This is a genomic window from Shewanella sp. HN-41 (assembly GCF_000217915.1).
GTDB lineage: Bacteria > Pseudomonadota > Gammaproteobacteria > Enterobacterales > Shewanellaceae > Shewanella.
Genome location: NZ_AFOZ01000038.1, coordinates 1 through 22710, shown reverse-complemented (window position 1 = coordinate 22710; position 22710 = coordinate 1). Strand labels below are relative to the sequence as shown.

The following is a 22710-nucleotide window of genomic DNA, read 5'->3' as shown; positions in this document are numbered from 1 at the left end:
CGCTCCTTATCGCCCATGAATGCGGCGCAGGTAACGCGCCTGCCACAGGTTTATCAGCAGTAATAGCAATAGCGAGGTGAGTAGAACCACAGAGGCAATGGCACTGGCACCTGCAAAATCAAATTCCTGCAGGCGGACAAAGATCATTAACGAAGTGATTTCGCTGATATAGGGCATATTGCCAGCGATAAAGATCACGGCACCAAACTCACCCAGACTGCGGGTAAAAGACAGTGCAGCTCCAATCATTAATGCCGGCCAAAGGGAGGGCAAAATAACCCGCCAGAATACCGAACGATCCGAGGCGCCAAGGGTCATTCCCGCTTCTTCTTCATCGTTAGATAACTCTTCGAGAACGGGTTGTACGGTACGAACTACAAAGGGAATGCTGGTGAAAATCATCGCGACCACTATGCCCAGGGGGGTGTAGGCGACTTTTATGCCCCATTCTGCTAATAGACTACCGATTTGGCCATTTTCCGCATAGAGGGTCGCTAAGGTGATACCTGCAACGGCGGTCGGTAACGCAAAGGGCAAGTCTACCAAGGCATCTAATATGCGTTTGCCGGGAAATTCATAGCGCACTAGTACCCATGCAAGTAATAATCCGAAAAGGCAGTTAAATAGTGATGCTGCGAGTGCCGATAGTATCGTGACTCGGTAACTGGCAACCACTCGGGGATCGGCAATCACACCCCAGTATTCGGACCAGCTCATTGAACTGGTCTGCATTATCAGTCCTGTGGTCGGCAATAATAGGATCAGGCTGACAAACAGTAGGGATACACCTAAGCTGATGCTAAAACCGGGAAGAACCCGCTTATGGCGTAAACGCCCGTTATTAAAAATCACAGAATCATCACCCGATCAGGTTAATTGCGTTAAGACCAATACGATTCAATTGCCATCACTGAACTGCTGTCTGAGTTAGAGCCTATCGAAGTCGTCTTCGCTGCTGAAGAATCAACAGCAGTAAACACCATAAAGTTGCTTAACCCGGGACTTAGCCCGGGTTGCAACGTTAACCTCTTACAATATCAAGCTAGGATTAACGCTTGAGTAATTCATCGAGTTTTGCACCGTTCGCAAACTGCGTTTTCATGGCGTTATCCCAACCCCCGATGATTTGCTCAACAGTCAGCAGATCAACCGTAGGGAACTGTTTAGCGAACTCTGCCTTCACCTTTTCGTGGTGTACACGATAATTGAATCCTGCCAGTAGACGCTGTGCTTCTTCACTGTAGAGATAACTCAAATACTCAGTTGCCAGTTCCTGTGTGCCGTTACGCTTAGCATTTTTTTCAACCACAGCGACGGGGAACTCTGCCAGAATCGAGGTTTTTGGAACAACCACTTGGTAATCGTCCGTACCATACTGCTGGCGGATATTGTTCACTTCCGATTCAAAGGTAATCAATACATCACCTATGCCACGTTCAACAAAGGAGGTGGTTGCACCGCGACCGCCAGTATCAAATACAGCTACATTACCGAGGAATTTTTTCAGGAATTGATCCAGTGAAGCCTGATTATCCTTACCATAGTTTTTCTGGGCATAACCTAATGCGGCTAAATAAGTGTAGCGGGCATTACCAGAGGTTTTTGGGTTAGGAAAGACCAGTTTAACGTCATCTTTAGCTAAATCACCCCAGTCGGTGATCTGCTTTGGGTTACCCTTACGTACCAAAAATGCAATGGTGGAATAGTAAGGTGAACTGGCGTTAGGCAGTAATTGTTGCCAATTTTCAGGGATCAATTTACCGCGATCGTGGAGAACTTGTACGTCCGTCACTTGGTTAAAGGTCACTACATCAGCTGGCAATCCCTGCATAATCGAGCGTGCCTGTGCCGATGATCCCGCATGGGATTGCTTAATCTCGACGGTTTTACCTGTCTGTTCTTGCCAATGTTTGGCAAAAACAGGGTTATAGGCATTGAATAATTCCCGAGCGATATCATAGGAGGAATTCAGCAGAGTTTGATCTGCGGCGATCACATTGAGTGAGGTTCCCAGAACTAGGGTCCCCAGCATGGCCTTTATCAATTTTACTGGCATCTTTAACTCCTTAATCTGGCAACTTGCTCAGTGTTATAGCATATAGATTAATAGAATTAATTGATTATAAAAAGTCAATTGCATAGAGCTTTTTTGAATAACTATGAGCGATTTATTTTATGGCATAAGCAATATTCACCGTGTTTGTGCGGGATAACCCACTTAGAATAGGTTATTGCTTAGTTATTTTATCTAGTAAAGGATAACCCTAGTGTCTGACTTTCCGACAATTGAAGCCTGTATCGGGCAAACTCCGCTGGTTCGTTTACAGCGGCTTAACTGTGGCTCTTCCACTGTACTGCTTAAGTTGGAAGGTAATAATCCTGCAGGTTCGGTAAAAGATCGTCCAGCGCTCAATATGATCATTCAGGCCGAACTGCGTCAAGAAATAAGCCCAGGTGATACGCTTATCGAGGCAACGAGTGGCAATACTGGGATTGCGCTGGCGATGGCGGCGGCAATCAAAGGCTATAAGATGATCCTGATTATGCCGAACAATTCGACTCAAGAGCGTAAGGATGCAATGCAAGCCTATGGCGCTGAACTCATGCTAGTGGATAACATGGAGACAGCGCGGGATTTAGCGCTGCAGTTACAAAGCGAAGGCAAAGGCAAAGTGCTGGATCAATTTAATAACCAAGATAATGCTAATGCACATTTTCTTACGACAGGTCCTGAAATCTGGCAACAGAGTCAAGGCAAAATTACCCACTTTGTCTCTAGTATGGGGACGACAGGCACCATAATGGGTGTGTCTAAATACCTTAAAGGCTGTAATCCTGAAATCACTATCGTCGGCCTTCAACCCGCCGATGGCAGTAGCATTCCTGGGATCCGACGTTGGCCACAGGCGTATTTGCCAGGGATTTTTGATGCTTCTTGGGTTGATTTAGTCATGGATATTGAAGAGCAAGATGCAAAAAACATGGCGAGAACCTTAGCGCGGGAGGAAGGGATTTGTGCAGGTGTTAGTTCTGGTGGCGCCGTGTTTGCTGCGCTAGAAATCGCTCAACAATACCCGGGTTCAGTGGTTGTGGCGATTGTCTGTGATAGGGGCGATCGCTACCTTTCATCAGGACTTTTTTCCTAAGCCTTAGGGATCTACGTCTGAAACTTGTGTCCCCTAGTGTAGTGAGTGATGCAAGTTCTTTAAGGGTAAACTGGGCGAGATACGCCCAGTTTACCCTCTCAATCGTGATTATTTTTTCGGTGGGAACTGCGCCAAGATCCGGCTGACGGCTTTGGCGGTATCCAGGGCTTTTTCATTACCGCCTGCGTCGAAGTCAAATTTGTCGCTGCCTCGCCAAATTAATTTATTGGTCTTAGGGTCGATAATATCTATCTGAATGGTTTGAATTTTAGCGGTATCACTCCCCAGCGGCACGCCAACACTGGTGCCTATTCCAATCCCACCAGAGCGGCCGAAGGTGCCTGTGCCTAATCCAATGGAAAGGCCTGAATCCTTAGGTTTATCTTGGGTGAGTAGGGCGTAGGCAACGTTAAAATCGGGGGAAGCGGGGTTTTCGACAAAGCCTTTTTGGAGCAATTGGGTATTGATTTCAACTTGGATCCGTTGGGCACTTAAGGGGTCGTCCGTAGACGATGGTGCGAGCTGAGTGAAGTCGTGCAATGTGTTGAAGTCGTAATTGAGGTCGTAATCGTTTTTAGGTTTACTGCTGCAAGCGCTCAATAAGGCGACGGCGAGGAGTAGGTTAATAAAGTGACGATATCCCATGATAGTGCTCCAAGTTGTACAAACTCTGTTCAATGTGCCTTGATTAAGGTTGTTCCTGCAAGTACTTTAGATAAACGTGTTGAATTTTTAGCGCGCATTTAGCGGCAAGTTCAATACGCCCCAATTAACGCGCGTGAATTATGGCAGAGAAGCTCTATCATCATGGAACAGTTAGCCTTTTTTGAGATCCCTAGTCCCTGCGTCGGTGTGTGTCAAACCGATGCGCGGGGCTATTGTAAAGGTTGTCTGCGTAGCCGTGATGAACGCTTTAATTGGCTGAGTTTCACCGACGCACAAAAGTACGATGTGATCCGCCTATGCAATCAACGTAAGCGTCGTCGTCAATTGGCAGCGATCAAGGCGCAGCAACTGCAAATAGCGCAGGAGAGGGCGGCATTAAATCCGCAATTGAATTTTGAGGCCGAGAGCAGCACCGATTTAGACTTTGGTAGCTTCGAGCTAGACTAATATGTTGGATAACTTGCTGAACTCACAGTTTACATTTTCCCGTTGTATTTATTGCAGACTGTTACTTGATGAATCCCCATCCTATTAGAGTGTGCGCTTTTTAGGCCAAGTTAGGCTAAAGCGTGTTTGTTGCGGGTTGCTTACCACAGTTACATCCCCTTGATGGCGTTGCATAATACGTTTGATAATCGCCAACCCTAACCCATGCCCTTTATTGCCATTTTGTACCGACTGACTTCGGTAAAAAGGTTCAAACACTTTGGGTAAATCGACCTCTGGTATGGGTTCTCCATCATTGCTCACACTTAAGGTGACCTTTTTCTGGGTTTGGTTGACTTCAATGTTGATGCCTGTGCGGGCGAAGCGTTGAGCGTTAGTAAGTAAATTTTGCAGAGCGCGTTCGATTAAGGCAGGCTCACCAATAAGGGCTAAGGTACCGAGCTGTGTTTGCAGGTGAATAGGGAGCGGGCTTAAGCTCTCTAGGCGTTTAATGGTTTGATTAACAAGCTGGATCAGATCGTATTCATCCAGTTGAATTCCTTCCCGCTGGGATTCTAAGCTAGCGTAGGTTAATAATTCTTGGAGCAGATTCTCCATTTCCTTAATATCGAGTTGCATTTCATTGAGGAAATCTTGGCGTTTTTGTTCGTCAGAATCTGGCTGACAATACATGGGCATAAGTGCAAGGGCGAATTTGAGCCTTGCCAGTGGCGTACGGATTTCATGGGATACGGCATTAGAGAGGTGTTTTTGGTTCTCAATTAAGGCACTGATATGGCGCGCCATTTCATTAAAGGTACTGGCTAAGGGTTTAACTTGGGAACGATTTGACAGGGTTATGCGCGTATCCCACTTTGCTTCACCAAATTCTTTTGTGGCCTTTCGCAGTATGCTTAAGTCCCGAGAAAGAGGGCCAACCCAAATCAGTGCGACTAGGGCTAGTGATAGATAAAAGAATAATGTGAATAAGTTACGTAAGTTCGCCCTAGGATCTATATCTAAGGGCCCTGCCATCAACACTTGACTGTCAACCATGATAAATTGGAACTGCTCACCATCGTTTGTGGTGGTGGTCACTACATGGTTTGGGCTGAGTTGTTGGTCCTTAGCTAAAGCAATTTGATCAGCATCGAGTAGATTTAAAGGCAGTACTGGATTATTTGGCAGCGCCTCAAGATACGCTCTACGAGTATCCTGAGGTAGCTGCGCCAATAGCTGCGCGAGTGCAACGAATGGCGCATCGAGTGCGTTGTTATCATCTACATTTTTCTGCCATAGGCTGTCGAGTGTCCAACCTATGCCAAGAAAGCTGAGGCTAAGTAACAAGTATAAGCTGATAAAGAGACGTTTCACTGTTGTGGCTTAGTTATTCCAGGCCTCGGGGGCAAAGAGATAGCCTTGGCCCCAAACGGTTTTAATTCTAAACGGCGTCTCAATATTATCGTTGAGTTTTTTGCGAAGCCTTGAGATACGCACATCAATTTTTCGATCTTTCCCATCAAAATCAATATTAAGCAGCAATTGATAGATATATTGACGACTCAGCACTTGTCCCGCCTGTGAGGCTAGCAGCCAGAGTAATTCGAACTCATGGCTGGTTAAATCGACTTCTTTATCATCGAGTCTTATCGCATGGGTGTGGGGATCTATGCTCAGTTTCCCAAAGGTTAAACAATGGGATTCGGCCTGGGGTGGTTGATTTTGGCGGCGCAATAAGTTGTTGATCCGTGCGACTAAGAGTGCGGGATCTACGGGCTTGACGACATAGTCATCGGCACCAAGTTCTAACCCTTTGATTTGATCTTCACTCGAGCCTAGTGCGCTCATAAGTAGGATGGGACCGGCAAAGTAGTCGGGTAATTTTTCACATAGGCTAAGGCCATCCATGCCTGGAAGCATGATGTCTAGCAAGATGATATCGGGCTTGTAGTTGAGTAAGCGTGTTAATACTGTATCGCCTCGGCGTTCCACTTCAACGTGCATGCCGTGGGATTTCAAGTAATCAACAATTAAATTCGCAAGACGGACATCGTCTTCAACCAATAACACTCTGTGGGGTGATTGTGGGCTCGTCATTAAAATAAACTCCAAGGGTTACGGTAACGTCTGCGCACCTGAGGCTGCGAGGTTGACGTGATTTTTAGTTTGGCACCTGCCAAGGTTTGATTATTTTTCTTACTGACCAAGACGAAATGGATATCGGTCAAGGTGCTTACATTTAAGCTAATACTTTGTTGTTCGGGCGTATCACTACACCACTTAGGGTAGTCGGCATTATCTGACAAGATACAAATCGGTTCGTTGCGCGGTAATTCCCAACGTAATTCGACTCGGATTTCACAGGCTTCTCCCTCGGCACCTGTGATGCATATTTCGGGTGTTAACTTAAGGCTGGATACGTCACTCGAGGCGGCTTGTGCTGGATTTAGATCCATCAAGCCGAGGCTTAGACCTAATACGCAAAGCAAACTAATACGAGGGTAGGCCACTAATGTTAAAACCTATAGGCTGCGCCAACAAAATAGGTGCTGCTATAGTCTTCATCGAGCAAGGGACTGGCGGCAATTTCATCGGCAATTTGAGTGTAGCGAACTGCCAATAGCAGATCCCAGTTGTCTGTTAATATATAGCGTGCCGTGACTTCTGCACCTTGATTCCAACCCGAATCAGCTTGGTACTGTTGGCTCCAGTAGGCATTTTCGCTTGGGCGAACACCGTAATAATAGTCCACTACATTTTGACTCTTCCAATCAAACACCAGTGACAAATCGATAATCCAGTGATTGGGATGCCAGCCGTAGGTCCATTTTACTTGCGCTTCAGAGCCGTTATGCACATTAAACATATCGTGGGTGTATGCCAATCGAATCGTACCTAACCAAGTGTAAATAAAGGCTTCGGCACCACCAAGCATGGTGAAGTTCCGTGACTCCAGTGAATTAAATATGGGATCGGGTTCACTGCTCAAAGAGGTCGCGGTTTTAAAGTTAGCCTGTTCCTGTGTGCTACGGGTAAGAAAGATATTGGAGGGATCCCAACGATAGAAATAGGCTCTATCTAAGCTATAGCTTGTCACTAAGTTGAGGCTAAAATAGTTTTGTTCGGTCAGGCTATAACCGACATTACCATTATCGAAAAACCAACGTTCACCATAGTAAGCCACTGAGGGAATAAAAAAGACGGGAATATCGTCGAAATCCCTTAATGGGTTAGTCTTTTGTCCCCAACCAATGGCAACACCTAAATCCCAATTTCGCATCTCTATACATTCATCTTTCGTCGCGCAGGAGTCCTTCGCCATTCCAATCGAAGGCAGACAGAGGCTGGTTAATAAGATAACTACAATACGATACATGATTTAGCGTTTGGGGTTGAGGTTGTTATCAGAGGGAAACAGATTAGCATTTTATGCTGAATTCGACAGTGCTTTCACTTGAAGGGATGCAAAATGATACAGATATCATATAAATAGCTGATATGTAGATGCTGTAATCAGTTGAAAGACAACTTAAAAAGCACCAAAGGCTATATTTGCGGGCTCTTGTACGGTTAACTTAAAATGTTAATTCGATGGCTTTGGGTGTGAGGAAATGTAATTAAAAAGAGATGCAACATGATGGTTATTGAAATAAGTAATGCCATTCGATAGATGAATGGCGTTACAGAAAGTGGTGAAAACCGGGAAAGGGGATCACGCTAAAGGAATGATGTGAATAGTCTTAGTTGAGTTCTTTTACGGTTTGATAACCCATTTCAGTTAACTGGTCATTCACACAATCGAGCACGTATTGCTTTAATTCAGCATTTTCCACTTGATCCTCAGATGCCATCTGTTGGCAAACTTCGGTCAGTTGAGCTATGTCGCTTGCAGGAGCGGGGGGAAGGGTCGATTCATCGGCAACAGTTGCAAAGCTCATTAAGGCCGACAAAGTGATAATAGTAGATAACTTATTCATTTTATTTCCTTTAGTTATAGATTGTTAACATCAGACTAAGATTTGTTTTCTCAATTTTACTGTGTCAACTGCAGCAATTTATCACTGCTATTATTTTTTGGATATAAATAATTGCTTGTGGGTTTGCTCAATCTTATTCCCTAAATAAGGCAAGGAGTTATGAACTTCTGCCTCGGATCCTAATCCCAGCTCACTCAGTCCAATTCTAAGTGCGGACATAGATAAATGCTTCGGTGCTGTTGTGGGCCTGCAGCTTGAAACGGCTTGCTATTGGCGATGTTACAGAACTAGGTGAAGTTGAAAAAATTTCTTAAAAGTAGGATTTATCTCACTCTTCTGTCGATATTGGGATGAAGTTAATAATTTATGCTATTTTTCTATCGTTTTAGCCTTAGCTTATTTATGTGCAAATAATTGAAGTTTGAACTGATGCAAATTTGCTTGCTAAAGCTTGATGTATCTCACTATTTATTAAATTTTTTTATAGTTTGTTGAATCTAAAAGATTAATTTTATGGCAAAATTTTTAGGTTTCAATTTTTTAAAGTTAAATTTTATATCCATTTGAATTTGTTGGTTTTTGTTTTGATTTTTAACTTGAGATGTTTTCGTTGCTAATATTTTGGCTGTTAAATAGAATGCGTCACTTCCTTCTATTTATTGTATCAACGTGTCTTATAACATATTGATATTATTGGTTAAAAATTCTCTCGGAGAACTCTTGTGTCAACAAAACTGGCAAATCCAGCACCATTAGGTCTAATGGGCTTTGGTATGACGACAATTCTGCTAAATATCCATAATGCCGGATATTTTCCCATCGATGCCATGATATTAGCGATGGGCATTTTTTACGGTGGTCTTGGCCAAGTCATTGTGGGTATTATGTGTTTTATGCGTGGCGATACCTTTGGGACAACAGCTTTTACGTCCTATGGATTGTTTTGGTTGACCTTGGTCGGGTTAATTTTGATGCCGAATGCTGGCATTGCCGCAAGTCCAACCTATTTTATGGGATGGTATTTAACACTTTGGGGGATCTTTACTGCGTTTATGTTTGTAGGATCATTGCGTTACCCAAGGGCTAAACAATTTGTGTTTGCTTCATTGACCCTCTTATTTTTCTTACTGGCAGCCCGTGATTTTACCGGCAGTGCCTTGATCGGTACGATTGCGGGTTTTGAAGGGATCATTTGTGGTGCGGGTGCGATTTATTTTGCCATGGCACAAGTGCTGAACAGCGAATATGGCCGCACCATTTTGCCCGTAGGCGAATTAAAAAAATAACCTCAAGGTTAGCGAGGATAGGTCAGATTACTGACAAAAGGCTGATAAGTATCAGCCTTTTTTGTGGGTGGAAGTTGGGTTTGCGCTGCTTAACTGAGTCCTAATTTAGTCTGTGACCGAATCTCGTTTTTTTGACCTAATATAGGCAACGGTTGCTGCATCGAGGCAACTTGAAGATACATAGCTTGTCCCCTGCCTGTGGGTGAGCAAGAAACCCTTTGCGGTTTCTTTGATCTTATCTATATCTGTCCATCGAATTTGGCTATTCACATACTGAGAGTGGGTGCGAATGCCTTGCTCATCAATGGTTAATGTCACTTCATTGCTTGCGGCTTTACTCATCATCTGACGCATCAACCACCAAGCTTTGTGATACTTCACATTGAGGGCTTCGATAACGCCTAGCCCAACGAAGAAGTAAGCTAAATACAGGCTAATGTCGGTGAAGATAAGCGCGATACCGATGAGTACCAGTCCAATCCCTTTGTAGTAGGGTTTGAGCGTGGTGGCTGGGATAACTGATTGGGTATAGCATTCATCAAAATGCGCTTTATCTAGGGTATAAGTCGTGGAATAGGAATAAGGCGTAGGCATAGTGTCATCTATTTAGTAACTCGCTTTGTGGCGGCTAGTGTAGCGATTTACGGTTTCAAAGTAACGATTTTAAGCGCGAGTGCATGATGGCAAAGTGGACCGCAGCTTGACCGCTTTTATCCACTTCTGCCGACTAAGCACTCTAACCATTGAAGCTATGTCATTTATGATTTTAGCCTGAAGCTGACATAGAGCTACCGCCGAGGTTCATTTATCAATAACGATTGCGCTCTGCTGGAATATCACTCAAATACTCCACAAACTCCACTTCAAAACCATGGGCGTCGAAGAAGTAAATATTGCGCCGATAGGGATCTTCCATCCCCTCTTTGGCAATCGGAAATCCTGCTTGGGTCAATCTTGCTATCACAGCATCTAAGTTGTCGGTGACAAAGGCAAAATGCGCCAGTCCAATTTGATGGCCAGTTAAATCTCGGTTTTCTCCCTCACCATTGTCACTAAAAGCAATGTATTGATAATCATCGCCAAAATGAATCCAATTGCGGGGTTTACCGTACCAGGAGCCCTTATCGCCACCGCGAACACGCCAGTGGGGAAAAGCCGCTTGATAAAAGCGCAGTGCTGCAGTGATGTCGTCTACTACTAAGTTGATATGCTCTAAATGAATCATGATGCGTTCCTTGTAATGATTTTAGTCTGTTGCTGGTGGTTAAAATCTCAAGCCGCTTACATACCGTAGCAGTATTCCTGCTGCTTTGGGTATGCTTGACCTATGTGTCGTTCACGAATGGGGGCTAATGCTTGGGCATATTGATACAGCATATACAAGCTGTATTGCACTCTTTCCCTGAGTGCGATATCACGCTCACCCTCGGGAACGGCATTGAGTACATTGCTGACATTGCGAATGATCAAGTGATCGGGAATAGGGACTAATTTATTGTTTTTCAGTGCATTCATCTTCACTTCAACGATGGGATAGGTGCCACCAATCCCGCTCGACACTGAGATTAGTAGTGCCGGTTTATGGGCAGTTTCTTCGCGAGTACACATCAAGAGAAAGTTCTTCAGTAGTGGCGAGGCCATGCCACCCCATTCTGGAGTGATAAGCACTAGTGCATCGGCTTCATCGACTCTTTGCATTATTTCGGGCCAGTGTTTCCCCTTGTTGTCTTCCTCACCATCCCAAAAGGGCAGATTGAATTGGCATAACTCTAAGTGATGTATGCTGGCGTAGCCCATAGCATGGGGTGATAAGAAACTGCTTTCGGCGATATAGCGACCGACTTTAGCACTCTGGGAACCAGCTCTTTGGCTGGCGCTGATGATGAGTAATTTCATTAAGTAAACCTATTTGTTTATAAATTATTTATAAGGTAATTACTTTATTTAATCTTGTAAAGGATAAAGTAAATAAAAAAGTTTATTTAATCTATTAAAAAGCGGGCGATTGGGGGATAATCCGTTGTGAAGATCGGAGAGCTTAAATGAAAACCACTGATAAGATTATTCAATTGCTCAAGTTGCATGGCCCGCTCACCGCTAAAACCTTAGCGGAGGAATTGCTGTTAACGACTATGGGCGTGCGCCAACATCTTCAGGCTTTGGAAGAGGCTGGCGATGTGGATATTGAAGATAGAGTCGAAGGCCGTGGTCGTCCAACGCGTTACTGGGGATTGACTGAACAAAGCCGAACTCACTTTGCCGATCGCCATGGGGAATTAACTGTACAACTGATTGATTCTGTTAAGATGATCTTTGGCGACCAAGGCTTGGATAAGCTTATCGACCACAGGGAGCAAAGTGCATTAGTCCAATATAGTGCCGCTATGGAAGGGGCGGCAGATATTCCGACACGTTTGGGTATACTCGCGCAATTACGCTCAAACGAAGGTTATATGGCGACGATGGAGCAAATCGATGGGGTGTATTTTCTACTCGAAAATCATTGTCCTATCTGCACTGCGGCAACTCATTGTTTGAACTTTTGTCGCTCAGAGTTGCAACTTTTCCAGCAGCTATTCGCCGATATCGCCGTGGTAAGCCGTGAAGAGCATATCATCGAAGGCGCACGCCGCTGTGCATATCGAATGCTTCCCCTCAGCCAGTAGTATAGGTCGATATTGGGAGCCACTTTTTATGGGCTATTTAGGGTAAATATGTCGAGGTGTTATGCAATCTAAACGTGGTCGGCTCGATAGATATCTTAGTACAAAGCAGCAAATACCCCGCAAATTGGTACGAGAACTATTGCTCGCTGGCCGTGTGCGGGTCGATGGCCAGATTACTAAAGAAATGGATAGGCAAGTGGATGAATTTTCCCATATACAGCTCGATGGGCAAATTTTACAGGCCAACAGCCCCATCTATATCATGTTGCATAAGCCCATAGGCGTAGTGAGTGCCACTAAAGATGAGCAGCATAAAACGGTCATCGAGCTACTCAACTGCGAGCAGCGTGATGAGTTGCATATTGCGGGTCGATTGGACTTAAACTCTTCCGGATTATTATTGCTAACCAATGACAGTCGCTGGTCAGAGGCTCTGATGTCGCCCACGCAGAAGGTTGAAAAAGTGTATCGGGTAACGCTCGCTAATCCCCTAACGGAGGATTATATTGCTGCATTTGCAGAGGGTATGTATTTTGGATTTGAAGACATTAGGACGCAAGCAGCCAAACTGATTATCCTCGATGATCATGTGGCTGAGGTGACGCTGAGGGAAGGTAAGTACCATCAAATTAAACGCATGTTTGGCCGATTTCGTAATCCTGTGATTGGTCTGCATCGATTATCGATAGGCGATATTGTGTTAGATGAACAACTGGCGCCGGGTGAGAGTCGCCCGCTCACCACCGCTGAAGTGGCTTCTATCCGTTAGAATTGATAAAACCCAGAGAACATATCTGCCAGTCCAATCTCTTTGTCGCTATCGTTGCCCATGCGAAGCATAAAATCTAAGCTCTAAGTATAAATACTGGCTTGAGCGCCAATATTCCCTCCAGTCAGTGATATGCACTTATAGCCTAAATGCGCTGACTTGATTACGCATACTGCTGGCGAGTTTTGTTAAATTAATTACCGATTCACTTAGCTCAATAGCGGAAGTTGTAGAGTGTTCGGCGATATCACTAATGGCAATAATGCTGCGGTTAATGCTTTCGGCTACGCTACTTTGTTCTTCGGCCGCGGTTGCAATATGCGTGTTAAGTTCAGTGATATTATCCACTGAGGTGACGATTTCTTTCAGTGCTTGGCCCGCCTGATTGGCTTTATCATTGGCATCGTTAACTTGATTTATCCCCACTTCCATTGAGCTGACGGCTTCTTTGACGCCTAATTGCAGGGTGGCGATCATCACTTCAATTTCCTGAGTGGACTTTTGAGTTCGCTGGGCGAGGGTTCGCACCTCATCGGCAACGACCGCAAAGCCGCGACCTTGCTCACCGGCGCGAGCCGCTTCTATGGCCGCATTCAGTGCCAATAGGTTGGTTTGCTCAGCAATACTCTTAATCACATCAAGCACGCGGCCAATATTCTGACTTTCATTGGATAGCACTCCAATCACTTGGGCCGTTTTTTGAATTTGATCTGAAAGTTGCGACATACTGTTAATCGACTGCATCACAATATGATTACCATTGGCTGCGTAGGTATCAGCGTCTTTCGCGGAATCAGCCGCTGCGGCAGCGCTCTGGGCAACTTCGGCAACCGTCGCGGTCATTTCATTCATCGCGGTTGCGGTTTGTTCCGTCTCGGCTTGCTGTTGCTGCATACGTTTATTCGTCGCTTGAGTAAAGCCACTGAGATCGTTTGCAGAATCATTTACTGTGTTTGCCGCCTCTGCAATAGAATTCAAAATACCCCTTAAGTGCTCGATAACTTGGCTGAGACTTGTGGATATTTGACCTAATTCATCATCGTTGAACATCTTAAACTTTACAGTCAGATCTGAGTCTTGGTGAATAGTGCTAAGTTTAGCGACGATATCAGTGATGGGATTCATAACACTGCGATTAACCCAGAGTCCAATTCCGATACTGATCAGCATGGCAAGCCCTGCTAAGATCATGAAAATAGAGATGGAAGATTGATAAATTCCCTTTACGGTATCTTTTTCTTGTCCTGCTATGTTGATTTGCAGCGCAATTAACTCCGAGATTTTTCCGCTAATGGGATCGACGGCTTGGTAGAGAGGCAATATATCTGCGTTTAGTTGGTGGGCAACATTCCCATTTAATAACCGTAAGCGTGAGATTAGTTTCTCAATCTGTTGATTTGCAGGTGAAAATAAGTATTCAGCCTGTTGCGCGAGTTGCGATTCTTCTTTGGTTAACTCTGTGGCGAGGTATTTTTGCCAATGTTGATTAACCATAGATCTTGCACTTTCAAGTGCATCAATAGCTTGGGGAGTGCTAAATCCGCCTGCATTGGCTTTATTAATCGCATCAATGACATCGACGGCATATTTGTCGGCAATGACTTTTAAATCATCCAGCGGCACGACTCTGTCGTTATAGATGCGTTCAACACCCGACTCGATTTTCCCCATCATATTAATAGCGATAAAACCGATAACGAGTAGCATTGCAAGTGGCACAAGAATGCCGATGAACATTTTTTGTTTGATCTGTAGGCCATTCATATGGATTGTCTCTGTAGAACTAAGAGTGTCCTTTAGGCAGAGCTCGAGTTATCCCTATGATGAGCCTGTAAGATTAGTTATAGCAAAGTTGGGGAAATTAGGGGAAAGCGGAAAAGTTTTATTGCAGAAACAAAAAAACCTCGCTAAGCGAGGTTTACATGTTGGTACAGATGAGAGGACTTGAACCTCCACGCCCTTGCGAGCACCAGCACCTGAAGCTGGCGTGTCTACCAATTCCACCACATCTGCATTGGTATTCGGCCTTTGACCGAATCAAAATTTGAATTGCAATTTGGTACAGGTGAGAGGACTTGAACCTCCACGCCCTTGCGAGCACCAGCACCTGAAGCTGGCGTGTCTACCAATTCCACCACACCTGCACTGTACCTATTGCAATCCTTTAACTCTGGTCGCACTAGCAACCAAATTAAAGATGGTGCCCGAACCCGGAATCGAACCAGGGACACGAGGATTTTCAATCCTCTGCTCTACCGACTGAGCTATTCGGGCGACGGGCGCAATTTAAAGGCTTTTCGGGTTTTGAGTCAATAGATTTTTACTAAATCAGGTAAAAATCGGTGCAGTTGCATAAGTTTTACTCGAATAGGGGGCGCAGCTGTAGTTTAGGGCTATATTCTGGGGCAAATCATCAATTAAGGCATAGGACTGGCGGCAGTAGAAGAATCAAAAGTTTAGCTTAGTGCTAAAAAAATGCCCCTTTAGAAGGGGCATTCTTGGTCAGTTCGATAAGATTTCATTGTTTGGGAAGTTAGCTTGCATTACCATGAGCACGTTTTGCTTCAGTTGGTTCTGACCTAATTCGCCATAAGCTTCTATCATTATCTCTAACGCCCGTTCGGTTGAAGGGGTGCCAGGGTATGTTTCTAGCACTGATTGAGCTCGGATTGCTGCGGCACTCCAAGCGTTCATCTTGAGATAATACTCGGCAACTTGAATTGAATATTTTGCCAAGCGATTCTTCAGCGATAACATGCGCTTTTGTGCATCGGCGGCATATTTGCTGTTAGGGTAGGTTTTAATTAAACGTTCAAAATCCTTGAAAGCATCTTGAGCATTTTTAGGATCGCGGTCAGTTCGGTCGATATTTAACATATCGTGGAACAAGTAACTGTCCGCTTGCATATTGACGAGTCCACGCATGTAGTAGACGTAATCAATATCGGGATGGGTTGGGTTTAGACGGATAAATCTGTCTATATTGGCAATGCCTGAGGCGACATCATCCATTTTATAGTACGCATAAATCAAATCTAGCTGGACTTGAGTTTTATGGGGGCCGAAGGGGAAGCGAGAGTCCAATGCTTCCAATGAACGGACCGCTTTTGAGTAATTGCCAAGCTCCATTGAGGTTCTTGCCTGAGAATAAAGTACGTCAGGTGAGGTTTTTGCGGCAATGTCGTTATCTTCAGGACTGCTACTACAGGCTGATAACGCTAGTGAAAATAGGACTAAGGTTACGCCTTTGGAAAATTTATACATACTTGAATTCAATTCTTTTTAAGTTGTAGTTAAGAATTTTTCCATTTCACTATAAAATAGAAAACATCCGATTGTAACAGATAGCACACATTTTTTGACCCCTAAATGGGGATACGGTTCCTATGACACAAGAGATTAATCTAAAAAGCGAGATTTCGGCAACACAAACTGGCCTGAGATTAGATCAGGCTCTAGCAGAGTTGTTCCCAGATTACTCGCGCACGCGCATCAAGGAATGGATCCTATCTGATGCAGTTCATGTTGACGGCGTGGTTGTTAATAAGCCTCGCGAGAAAGTATTCGAGCTACAACAGATTGAAATTGCAGCCACACTTGAAGAAGAAGTGCATGCGGCAGCACAGGCCATCGAGCTGAATATTGTCTACGAAGATGATCATATTTTGGTGATCAACAAACAAGCTGGTTTAGTTGTGCATCCTGGTGCGGGTAATGCTGATGGTACGCTGATGAATGCTCTTTTGCACCATTGCCCCGATATTGAGCATGTGCCACGCGCAGGTATTGTGCACCGTCTGGATAAAGACACTACGGGTTTGATGGTGGTTGCGAAAACCGTTGAAGCACAAACTCACTTAGTTGCAGCATTACAAGCCCGTGAAATCACCCGTGAATACGAAGCGATTGTGATGGGCACTATGACTGCCGGCGGTACTGTGGACGAGCCAATTGGCCGACATCTCACTAAACGTACTCATATGGCGGTGCATCACTCGGGTAAGCCTGCGGTAACCCATTATCGTGTGGCGGAAAAATTCCGTAATCACACACGTCTGAGATTACGCTTGGAGTCGGGTCGTACTCACCAAATTCGTGTGCATATGGAATATATTGGCCACGTATTAGTAGGCGATCCTGTATACGGTGGCCGTCCAAAACCACCAAAGGCCGCGAGTCCTGAGTTTTTTGAAATTTTGAAAAACTTTAAACGCCAAGCACTACATGCGGTGCGTCTCGAGTTAGCGCACCCTGTGAGCTGTGAAATCATGAGTTGGCAGGCACCAATTCCTGAAGATATGGTGATTTTGACTAAGGCCTTACGTCAAGACACCCTAGAACATCCCATCGAGTATTGATTGGTGTTTGTTCACGATTGGCCTGTTCCTGCTAATGTTGGTATTGCCATGACGGATCGTCATGGTGGTGCCAGCTCGTCGCCTTATAATAGTCTCAACCTTGGGCTACATGTCGGTGATGCACCAGAGCAAGTACTGGCAAATCGTGGCATATTGGCAAATCTGCTGCTGCTTCCCTCTGAACCTGTTTGGCTTGAGCAAGTGCATGGTACTCATGTGCTCAATTTAGACACGCTGGATTTAGCCTGTATTGCCAAAGATACACCGATTGCCGATGCCAGTTATAGCCGAACCGCTGGACGAGTTTGTGCAGTAATGACCGCCGATTGTTTACCTGTGTTGCTGTGTAATCAGGCGGGAACCGAGGTTGCGGCGGCCCATGCTGGTTGGCGCGGTCTGTGTGATGGTGTGATCGAGACCACCGCGGCGCAGTTTAGTTCACCTATGGGGGAGTTGATTGCCTATCTCGGCCCCGCTATTGGTCCGCAAAAGTTTGAAGTCGGCGCCGAAGTGAAGCACGCATTTTGTGGTTTGCATCTCCAGGCTGCAGAGTGTTTTATTCCAAGTGGTGGCAAGTTTCTTGCTGATATAATTGGCTTGGCTAAATTGCGCTTGAGTTTACTCGGGATAACTCATATTTACAGTGCCGATATCTGTACTGTATCGAGCCCTGAATATTTTTCCTATCGCCGCGATAAAGTGACGGGGCGAATGGCTTCATTGATCTGGCTTAAGTCTTAAGCAAATTCCCCTACCATTTGTATTTATTTATCTTCCAGTTGCTTGAAATTGGCTAAATAGCCCCCATCATTTTAACTAATGAAATGTAATCCCAATCCCATTAGATCTCTCCATTAGCAGTACTGATTTTTAGCCACTACCTTGGCAAGATATCTTGTGGATTGGCATATCTCTAAATATGTGAGTTTTAGGAGGCTGTATGCGACTCGATCGTATGACCAATAAATTTCAGCTTGCCATCTCCGATGCCCAGTCACTCGCACTTGGGCGTGATCATCAGTTTATCGAACCGCTACATTTGATGATGGCACTGCTTAATCAGGATTCTGGTTCTATCCATCCCTTATTAACCCAAGCTGGTATTCGAGTGAGTGCGCTGCGTTCGCTGCTTAGCCAAGAGTTAGAACGCTTGCCTCAAGTCGAAGGCACTGGCGGCGATGTGCAGCTATCCCAAGGGTTAATTCGCTTACTAAACCTGTGCGATAAGTTAGCGCAAAAGCGCAAAGACAAATATATCTCCAGTGAGTTGTTTGTGCTGGCGGCATTAGAAGGTTCAGATGCTTTGGCTCAATGTTTGAAAAAGTCTGGCGCTACCAAAGAGCTGCTGGAACAAACTATCGAACAGGTACGAGGTGGCCAAAAAGTGGATGATCCTAATGCCGAAGATCAACGCCAAGCGCTGAAGAAATTCACCATAGATCTGACCGAACGAGCTGAACAAGGCAAGCTAGATCCTGTGATCGGTCGTGACGATGAAATTCGCCGCACCATTCAAGTGCTACAACGTCGCAGTAAAAACAACCCCGTCCTTATCGGTGAGCCGGGTGTGGGTAAAACGGCGATTGTTGAAGGGCTTGCCCAGCGTATTGTTAATGGTGAAGTCCCCGAGGGCATTAAAAATAAGCGTGTCTTATCCCTCGACATGGGGTCATTGATTGCGGGTGCTAAATATCGCGGTGAGTTCGAAGAGCGTTTAAAAGCAGTGCTTAATGAGTTAGCACAGGAAGAAGGTCAAGTGATCCTCTTTATCGATGAACTGCATACTATGGTCGGTGCTGGTAAAGGTGAGGGCGCAATGGATGCGGGGAATATGCTTAAACCTGCATTAGCACGGGGAGACTTACACTGTGTGGGTGCGACCACGCTCGATGAGTATCGGCAGTACATCGAAAAAGATGCGGCCCTTGAACGTCGTTTCCAAAAAGTGCTGGTGGATGAGCCCAGTGTCGAAGACACCATCGCCATTTTGCGTGGACTGAAAGAACGCTACGAGCTACATCACCATGTGGAAATTACCGATCCGGCGATTGTGGCGGCGGCGACCATGTCGCACCGTTATGTGTCGGACCGTAAATTGCCCGATAAAGCGATCGATTTGATCGACGAAGCGGCGTCCAGCATCCGCATGCAGATGGACTCAAAACCTGAGTTACTCGACAGGCTCGAACGCCGTGCTATCCAACTCAAACTGGAGGAGCAAGCATTAGCCAAAGAAAATGACGAGGCGAGCCGCCGTCGACTCGATCATCTGCGAGTGGAATTGCATGAGGTTGAGGCTAAGGCGTCTGAACTCAACGAGATTTGGCGTACCGAAAAAGCTGCATTAGCGGGAACTCAGCATATTAAAGCCGATCTCGAGCAGGCGCGGATGGATTTAGAGGTGGCTCGCCGAGCTGGCGATCTCACTCGAATGTCTGAACTGCAATATGGTCGTATTCCTGAGCTTGAGAAACAGCTCGATTTGGCGTCACAAGCTGAAATGCAGGACATGACCTTACTTCGTAATAAGGTCACAGAGCTTGAAATTGCAGAAGTGCTGTCGAAAGCAACGGGAATACCCGTATCGAAAATGCTTGAAGGCGAGCGCGAAAAATTACTGCAAATGGAAGTGGCGCTGCACGAGCGGGTGATAGGCCAAAACGAAGCCGTCGATGCGGTCGCGAATGCGATTCGTCGTAGCCGCGCGGGTCTGGCGGACCCAAATCGCCCGATTGGCTCGTTCCTGTTCTTAGGCCCAACGGGCGTGGGTAAAACTGAGCTGTGTAAATCACTGGCGAGGTTCTTATTCGATACCGAATCGGCCTTAGTGCGCATTGATATGTCTGAGTTTATGGAAAAACACTCTGTATCGCGTTTAGTGGGCGCCCCTCCAGGATATGTGGGTTATGAAGAGGGCGGTTACTTAACGGAAGCCGTTCGTCGTAAACCGTATTCGGTGATATTGCTCGACGAAGTCGAGAAAGCGCATCCCGATGTGTTTAACATCCTACTGCAAGTACTTGATGATGGACGCTTAACCGATGGTCAAGGTCGTACTGTCGATTTTAGAAATACAGTGATCATCATGACCTCGAACTTAGGCTCCGACATTATCCAAGAAGGATTTGGGCATGTGAGCTATGGTGAGATGAAAGCGTCGGTGATGAATGTGGTCACTCACAGCTTTAGACCCGAGTTTTTAAACCGTATCGATGAATCTGTGGTGTTCCATCCATTGGATGCTGCCAATATCAAACGTATTGCTTCGATACAGATTGCCTCCTTGCGCCAACGTTTGGCGGAGAAGGACTATACATTGGAGATCACCGACGACGCATTATCACTGATTGCGGAAATTGGTTTCGACCCTGTGTATGGTGCAAGACCGTTGAAACGGGCATTGCAGCAAGAAGTCGAAAACCCGCTGGCGCAAAAATTACTCCGCGGCGACTTGTTGCCGGGTAAACCGATCAAGGTCAGCTGTGCGGGTGGCGAGTTAGTGTTTGAGCAGTAAGGGGTCTAGTGATGGTTTAGTGCGGTAACGGCTAAACCAAGATCTCTCTTTGGAATAATGAAAGAGCCGAGTATTGACTCGGCTCTTCTTATATGGGGGAGACTATTTTTTATCACAGAAGAGTTTAATTCTCTCTTGCTGTTGTGCAATGGCGGTTTGCCTCTCTTCTTCGGTCATAGCCTCAGGCTCCTTAGTTGGATCTTCACTCTTACGAATAAGTTTGTTGTGTGTCGTCAGCACATCCAAATTATGTTTAGCATTTTCACAGATAGACTGAGCTTGTTTCGCATCTTTTTCTTTAATGAGTGCCGCTGATTTTTCGAGTTCACTCACAGCTTGTGGTTGCTCTTTTTTAATCGGTGCTACATAACCTACTTTTGCCCGTTCAATATCTTCACTATAGAGTTGACTGGCTTTCAGTTGTTCTTGTTCCGGTGGTTGTTGGCTGTAATGAGTGACACCCTGTTCATCAACCCAAGTGTAAATCACACCTGCAACTACGGGTTGTCCTAACAAACAGAGCCAAAAAATGTAAAACAGCGGCGCCGTTAACCTAGTCATCTTTAACATGGGTATCATCCCTCATTGTCGCTCATCGACATGTTAGTAAAATATGCTATCTTGAAGCTTACATTCATCCCAGCTTATAACTTATATAAGTGTATGCAAAATTCTTCGAATCAAACAGTAAAGAATAAAGGTATCTATTTACTGCCAAATCTATTCACCACAGCAGGATTATTTTCGGGTTTTTATGCTGTGATCGCCTCGATGAATGCCAATTTTGAAGCTGCTGCGATTGCTATTTTTGTCGCAATGATCTGCGATGGCCTCGATGGTCGAGTCGCAAGACTCACTAATACACAAAGCGATTTTGGCGCAGAGTATGACAGTATGGCAGACATGGTGTCCTTTGGCATGGCGCCCGCCTTACTCGCTTATAATTGGGCGTTAGCCGATTTAGGTAAAATTGGTTGGCTAGCGGCGTTCATTTATTGCGCCGGTGCCGCTTTAAGGCTCGCTCGCTTTAATACTCAAGTTGGCGTAGCTGATAAGCGGTATTTTCAGGGACTTGCAAGTCCAGCTGCAGCAGCAGTTATCGCTGGCAGTATTTGGCTCGGAAATCAGTACAGCTTAGATGGTAAAAGTATCAGCTGGATTGCGGGTCTTGTGACTGCGGCAATCGGCTTATTGATGGTGAGTAATTTCCGTTATCATTCTTTCAAAGAAATTGATTGGCGCGGTAAAGTTAACTTTATTGCCATATTATTGGTTGTGGGAGTATTCGTGGTGGTATCGGTTCAACCAGCATTAATCCTATGCATCGGTTTCTACCTCTATGCAATTTCAGGCCCAGTCATTACTATTAGAACGGTAAGAAAATTAAAGGTCGCTCATGTTGTAGGTGATAATGAGCCAAGCGAAAGTGAAACTGATATTGAAGTAGATCCCAACAATAGACATGAAGAGGATAGGCCTTAACGGGATATTTCACTCCTTTGTTTCAGATTGAGGCTGGGCGCACGGCTTGATAACTTGAGCATAGAAAAACGTCAGATGTAATCCAAATCAGCTAACCATGGGGAATGTTGGCTGATATAGCCAAAAGCTTCCACTGCCGACTGTTTATGTTTATTTGATCTATTAAATTATCAGCACTCCTAAAATTCCTATGCCAAACTTATCAACCCAAGGGTTTTATCCCTTTTAACGGACATTTTGGTGATTATTTGTTCGCTTGGCGTTGATTGTTAAAAAAGCCCTTGCACAAAAAGTTTAGCTGCCTATAATGCGCATCCACTGACACGGCAGACAGCGAAAGCAGCTTGGTGTGACAGTTCATCGATGAGTTTACTGATTGATGAGCGAAAAGAAAGTTTTCAAAAACTCCTTGACGCGAAA

The 22710-nt window shown here is 45.2% G+C and carries 23 protein-coding genes and 3 tRNA genes; 9 read left to right on the top strand and 17 right to left on the bottom strand.

Going from position 1 to position 22710, the window contains the following annotated elements:
- Nucleotides 1–6 precede the first annotated feature (6 nt).
- A complete protein-coding gene (gene cysT / locus SOHN41_RS14350) occupies nt 7–852 on the bottom strand; it encodes a sulfate/thiosulfate ABC transporter permease CysT (RefSeq protein WP_007650282.1) in 846 nt (281 codons plus the stop codon).
- 196 nt (nt 853–1048) lie between these two features.
- Nucleotides 1049–2056, bottom strand: a complete 1008-nt coding sequence (gene cysP, locus SOHN41_RS14345; RefSeq protein WP_007650281.1) for a thiosulfate ABC transporter substrate-binding protein CysP — start codon at nt 2054–2056, stop codon at nt 1049–1051.
- Between the two features lie 211 nt (nt 2057–2267).
- Here cysP and cysM point away from each other — a divergent pair, with 211 nt between their 5' ends.
- Nucleotides 2268–3146 carry a cysteine synthase CysM gene (cysM, locus tag SOHN41_RS14340; protein WP_007650280.1) on the top strand — a complete coding sequence of 293 codons (879 nt, stop codon included), beginning with the start codon at nt 2268–2270 and terminating at the stop codon, nt 3144–3146.
- A gap of 108 nt (nt 3147–3254) precedes the next feature.
- Here cysM and SOHN41_RS14335 read toward each other — a convergent pair whose 3' ends face one another.
- A complete protein-coding gene (locus SOHN41_RS14335; protein ID WP_007650276.1) occupies nt 3255–3791 on the bottom strand; it encodes a DUF4136 domain-containing protein in 537 nt (178 codons plus the stop codon).
- Between the two features lie 162 nt (nt 3792–3953).
- On the opposite strand from SOHN41_RS14335, the gene SOHN41_RS14330 reads away from it, so the two are divergent.
- A complete protein-coding gene (locus tag SOHN41_RS14330; RefSeq protein ID WP_007650274.1) occupies nt 3954–4259 on the top strand; it encodes a DUF1289 domain-containing protein in 306 nt (101 codons plus the stop codon).
- An 84-nt stretch (nt 4260–4343) separates the two neighbouring features.
- Here the strand turns inward: SOHN41_RS14330 and SOHN41_RS14325 are convergent, their stop codons facing one another.
- The 5 genes from SOHN41_RS14325 to SOHN41_RS14305 all read right to left on the bottom strand — a co-directional run bounded on the left by SOHN41_RS14325 (nt 4344) and on the right by SOHN41_RS14305 (nt 8215).
- Nucleotides 4344–5612 carry an ATP-binding protein gene (locus SOHN41_RS14325; RefSeq protein WP_007650272.1) on the bottom strand — a complete coding sequence of 423 codons (1269 nt, stop codon included), beginning with the start codon at nt 5610–5612 and terminating at the stop codon, nt 4344–4346.
- A 9-nt stretch (nt 5613–5621) separates the two neighbouring features.
- Entirely contained in the window at nt 5622–6335 is a 714-nt protein-coding gene (locus tag SOHN41_RS14320) for a response regulator (RefSeq protein WP_007650270.1), read from the bottom strand.
- Nucleotides 6335–6748 (bottom strand): DUF3019 domain-containing protein, encoded by a 414-nt coding sequence (locus tag SOHN41_RS14315; RefSeq protein WP_007650267.1) that lies wholly within the window; start codon nt 6746–6748, stop codon nt 6335–6337. The genes SOHN41_RS14320 and SOHN41_RS14315 overlap by 1 nt, the downstream gene beginning before the upstream one ends.
- 5 nt (nt 6749–6753) lie before the next feature.
- Nucleotides 6754–7614: a MipA/OmpV family protein gene (locus tag SOHN41_RS14310; protein ID WP_037459243.1), complete on the bottom strand. Its 861-nt coding sequence runs from the start codon at nt 7612–7614 to the stop codon at nt 6754–6756.
- A 364-nt stretch (nt 7615–7978) separates the two neighbouring features.
- Complete coding sequence (locus tag SOHN41_RS14305) at nt 7979–8215, bottom strand: hypothetical protein (protein WP_007650263.1); 237 nt, start codon at nt 8213–8215, stop codon at nt 7979–7981.
- A 722-nt stretch (nt 8216–8937) separates the two neighbouring features.
- On the opposite strand from SOHN41_RS14305, the gene SOHN41_RS14300 reads away from it, so the two are divergent.
- Nucleotides 8938–9501: an acetate uptake transporter gene (locus SOHN41_RS14300; protein ID WP_007650261.1), complete on the top strand. Its 564-nt coding sequence runs from the start codon at nt 8938–8940 to the stop codon at nt 9499–9501.
- Nucleotides 9502–9606: 105 nt separating this feature from the next.
- Here the strand turns inward: SOHN41_RS14300 and SOHN41_RS14295 are convergent, their stop codons facing one another.
- From SOHN41_RS14295 to SOHN41_RS14285, 3 genes are all read right to left on the bottom strand, one after another.
- Nucleotides 9607–10095, bottom strand: coding sequence for a YcxB family protein (locus tag SOHN41_RS14295; RefSeq protein ID WP_007650259.1), 489 nt, complete (start codon nt 10093–10095; stop codon nt 9607–9609).
- 214 nt (nt 10096–10309) lie between these two features.
- A complete protein-coding gene (locus SOHN41_RS14290) occupies nt 10310–10726 on the bottom strand; it encodes a VOC family protein (RefSeq protein WP_007650257.1) in 417 nt (138 codons plus the stop codon).
- A gap of 56 nt (nt 10727–10782) precedes the next feature.
- On the bottom strand, nt 10783–11397 hold the full coding sequence (locus SOHN41_RS14285) for an NADPH-dependent FMN reductase (RefSeq protein WP_007650255.1): 615 nt from the start codon (nt 11395–11397) through the stop codon (nt 10783–10785).
- Between the two features lie 146 nt (nt 11398–11543).
- Between SOHN41_RS14285 and SOHN41_RS14280 the strand changes: the two genes are divergently transcribed.
- Nucleotides 11544–12167 (top strand): helix-turn-helix transcriptional regulator, encoded by a 624-nt coding sequence (locus SOHN41_RS14280; protein ID WP_007650252.1) that lies wholly within the window; start codon nt 11544–11546, stop codon nt 12165–12167.
- Nucleotides 12168–12228: 61 nt separating this feature from the next.
- Complete coding sequence (locus SOHN41_RS14275; RefSeq protein ID WP_007650246.1) at nt 12229–12936, top strand: pseudouridine synthase; 708 nt, start codon at nt 12229–12231, stop codon at nt 12934–12936.
- 138 nt (nt 12937–13074) lie between these two features.
- On the opposite strand, the gene SOHN41_RS14270 is transcribed toward SOHN41_RS14275, so the two are convergent.
- From SOHN41_RS14270 to SOHN41_RS14250, 5 genes are all read right to left on the bottom strand, one after another.
- Entirely contained in the window at nt 13075–14700 is a 1626-nt protein-coding gene (locus SOHN41_RS14270; protein WP_007650244.1) for a methyl-accepting chemotaxis protein, read from the bottom strand.
- A 162-nt stretch (nt 14701–14862) separates the two neighbouring features.
- Nucleotides 14863–14949 (bottom strand) — tRNA-Leu (locus tag SOHN41_RS14265).
- 44 nt (nt 14950–14993) lie between these two features.
- Nucleotides 14994–15080: transfer RNA gene (locus tag SOHN41_RS14260), tRNA-Leu, on the bottom strand.
- Between the two features lie 54 nt (nt 15081–15134).
- Nucleotides 15135–15210 (bottom strand) — tRNA-Phe (locus SOHN41_RS14255).
- 228 nt (nt 15211–15438) lie between these two features.
- The gene (locus tag SOHN41_RS14250; RefSeq protein ID WP_007650242.1) at nt 15439–16200 is read right to left on the bottom strand and encodes an outer membrane protein assembly factor BamD; all 762 of its coding nucleotides are present in this window, start codon (nt 16198–16200) and stop codon (nt 15439–15441) included.
- 122 nt (nt 16201–16322) lie between these two features.
- On the opposite strand from SOHN41_RS14250, the gene rluD reads away from it, so the two are divergent.
- The 3 genes from rluD to clpB all read left to right on the top strand — a co-directional run bounded on the left by rluD (nt 16323) and on the right by clpB (nt 20808).
- Nucleotides 16323–17294 (top strand): 23S rRNA pseudouridine(1911/1915/1917) synthase RluD, encoded by a 972-nt coding sequence (rluD, locus tag SOHN41_RS14245; protein ID WP_007650240.1) that lies wholly within the window; start codon nt 16323–16325, stop codon nt 17292–17294.
- 3 nt (nt 17295–17297) lie between these two features.
- Nucleotides 17298–18035, top strand: a complete 738-nt coding sequence (gene pgeF, locus SOHN41_RS14240; RefSeq protein WP_037459256.1) for a peptidoglycan editing factor PgeF — start codon at nt 17298–17300, stop codon at nt 18033–18035.
- A gap of 199 nt (nt 18036–18234) precedes the next feature.
- Nucleotides 18235–20808, top strand: coding sequence for an ATP-dependent chaperone ClpB (clpB, locus tag SOHN41_RS14235; protein ID WP_007650236.1), 2574 nt, complete (start codon nt 18235–18237; stop codon nt 20806–20808).
- 102 nt (nt 20809–20910) lie between these two features.
- Here the strand turns inward: clpB and SOHN41_RS14230 are convergent, their stop codons facing one another.
- Nucleotides 20911–21378 (bottom strand): DUF4124 domain-containing protein, encoded by a 468-nt coding sequence (locus SOHN41_RS14230; protein ID WP_007650235.1) that lies wholly within the window; start codon nt 21376–21378, stop codon nt 20911–20913.
- Nucleotides 21379–21471: 93 nt separating this feature from the next.
- On the opposite strand from SOHN41_RS14230, the gene pssA reads away from it, so the two are divergent.
- Nucleotides 21472–22290 (top strand): CDP-diacylglycerol--serine O-phosphatidyltransferase, encoded by an 819-nt coding sequence (gene pssA / locus SOHN41_RS14225; RefSeq protein ID WP_007650232.1) that lies wholly within the window; start codon nt 21472–21474, stop codon nt 22288–22290.
- Nucleotides 22291–22710: the final 420 nt, after the last annotated feature.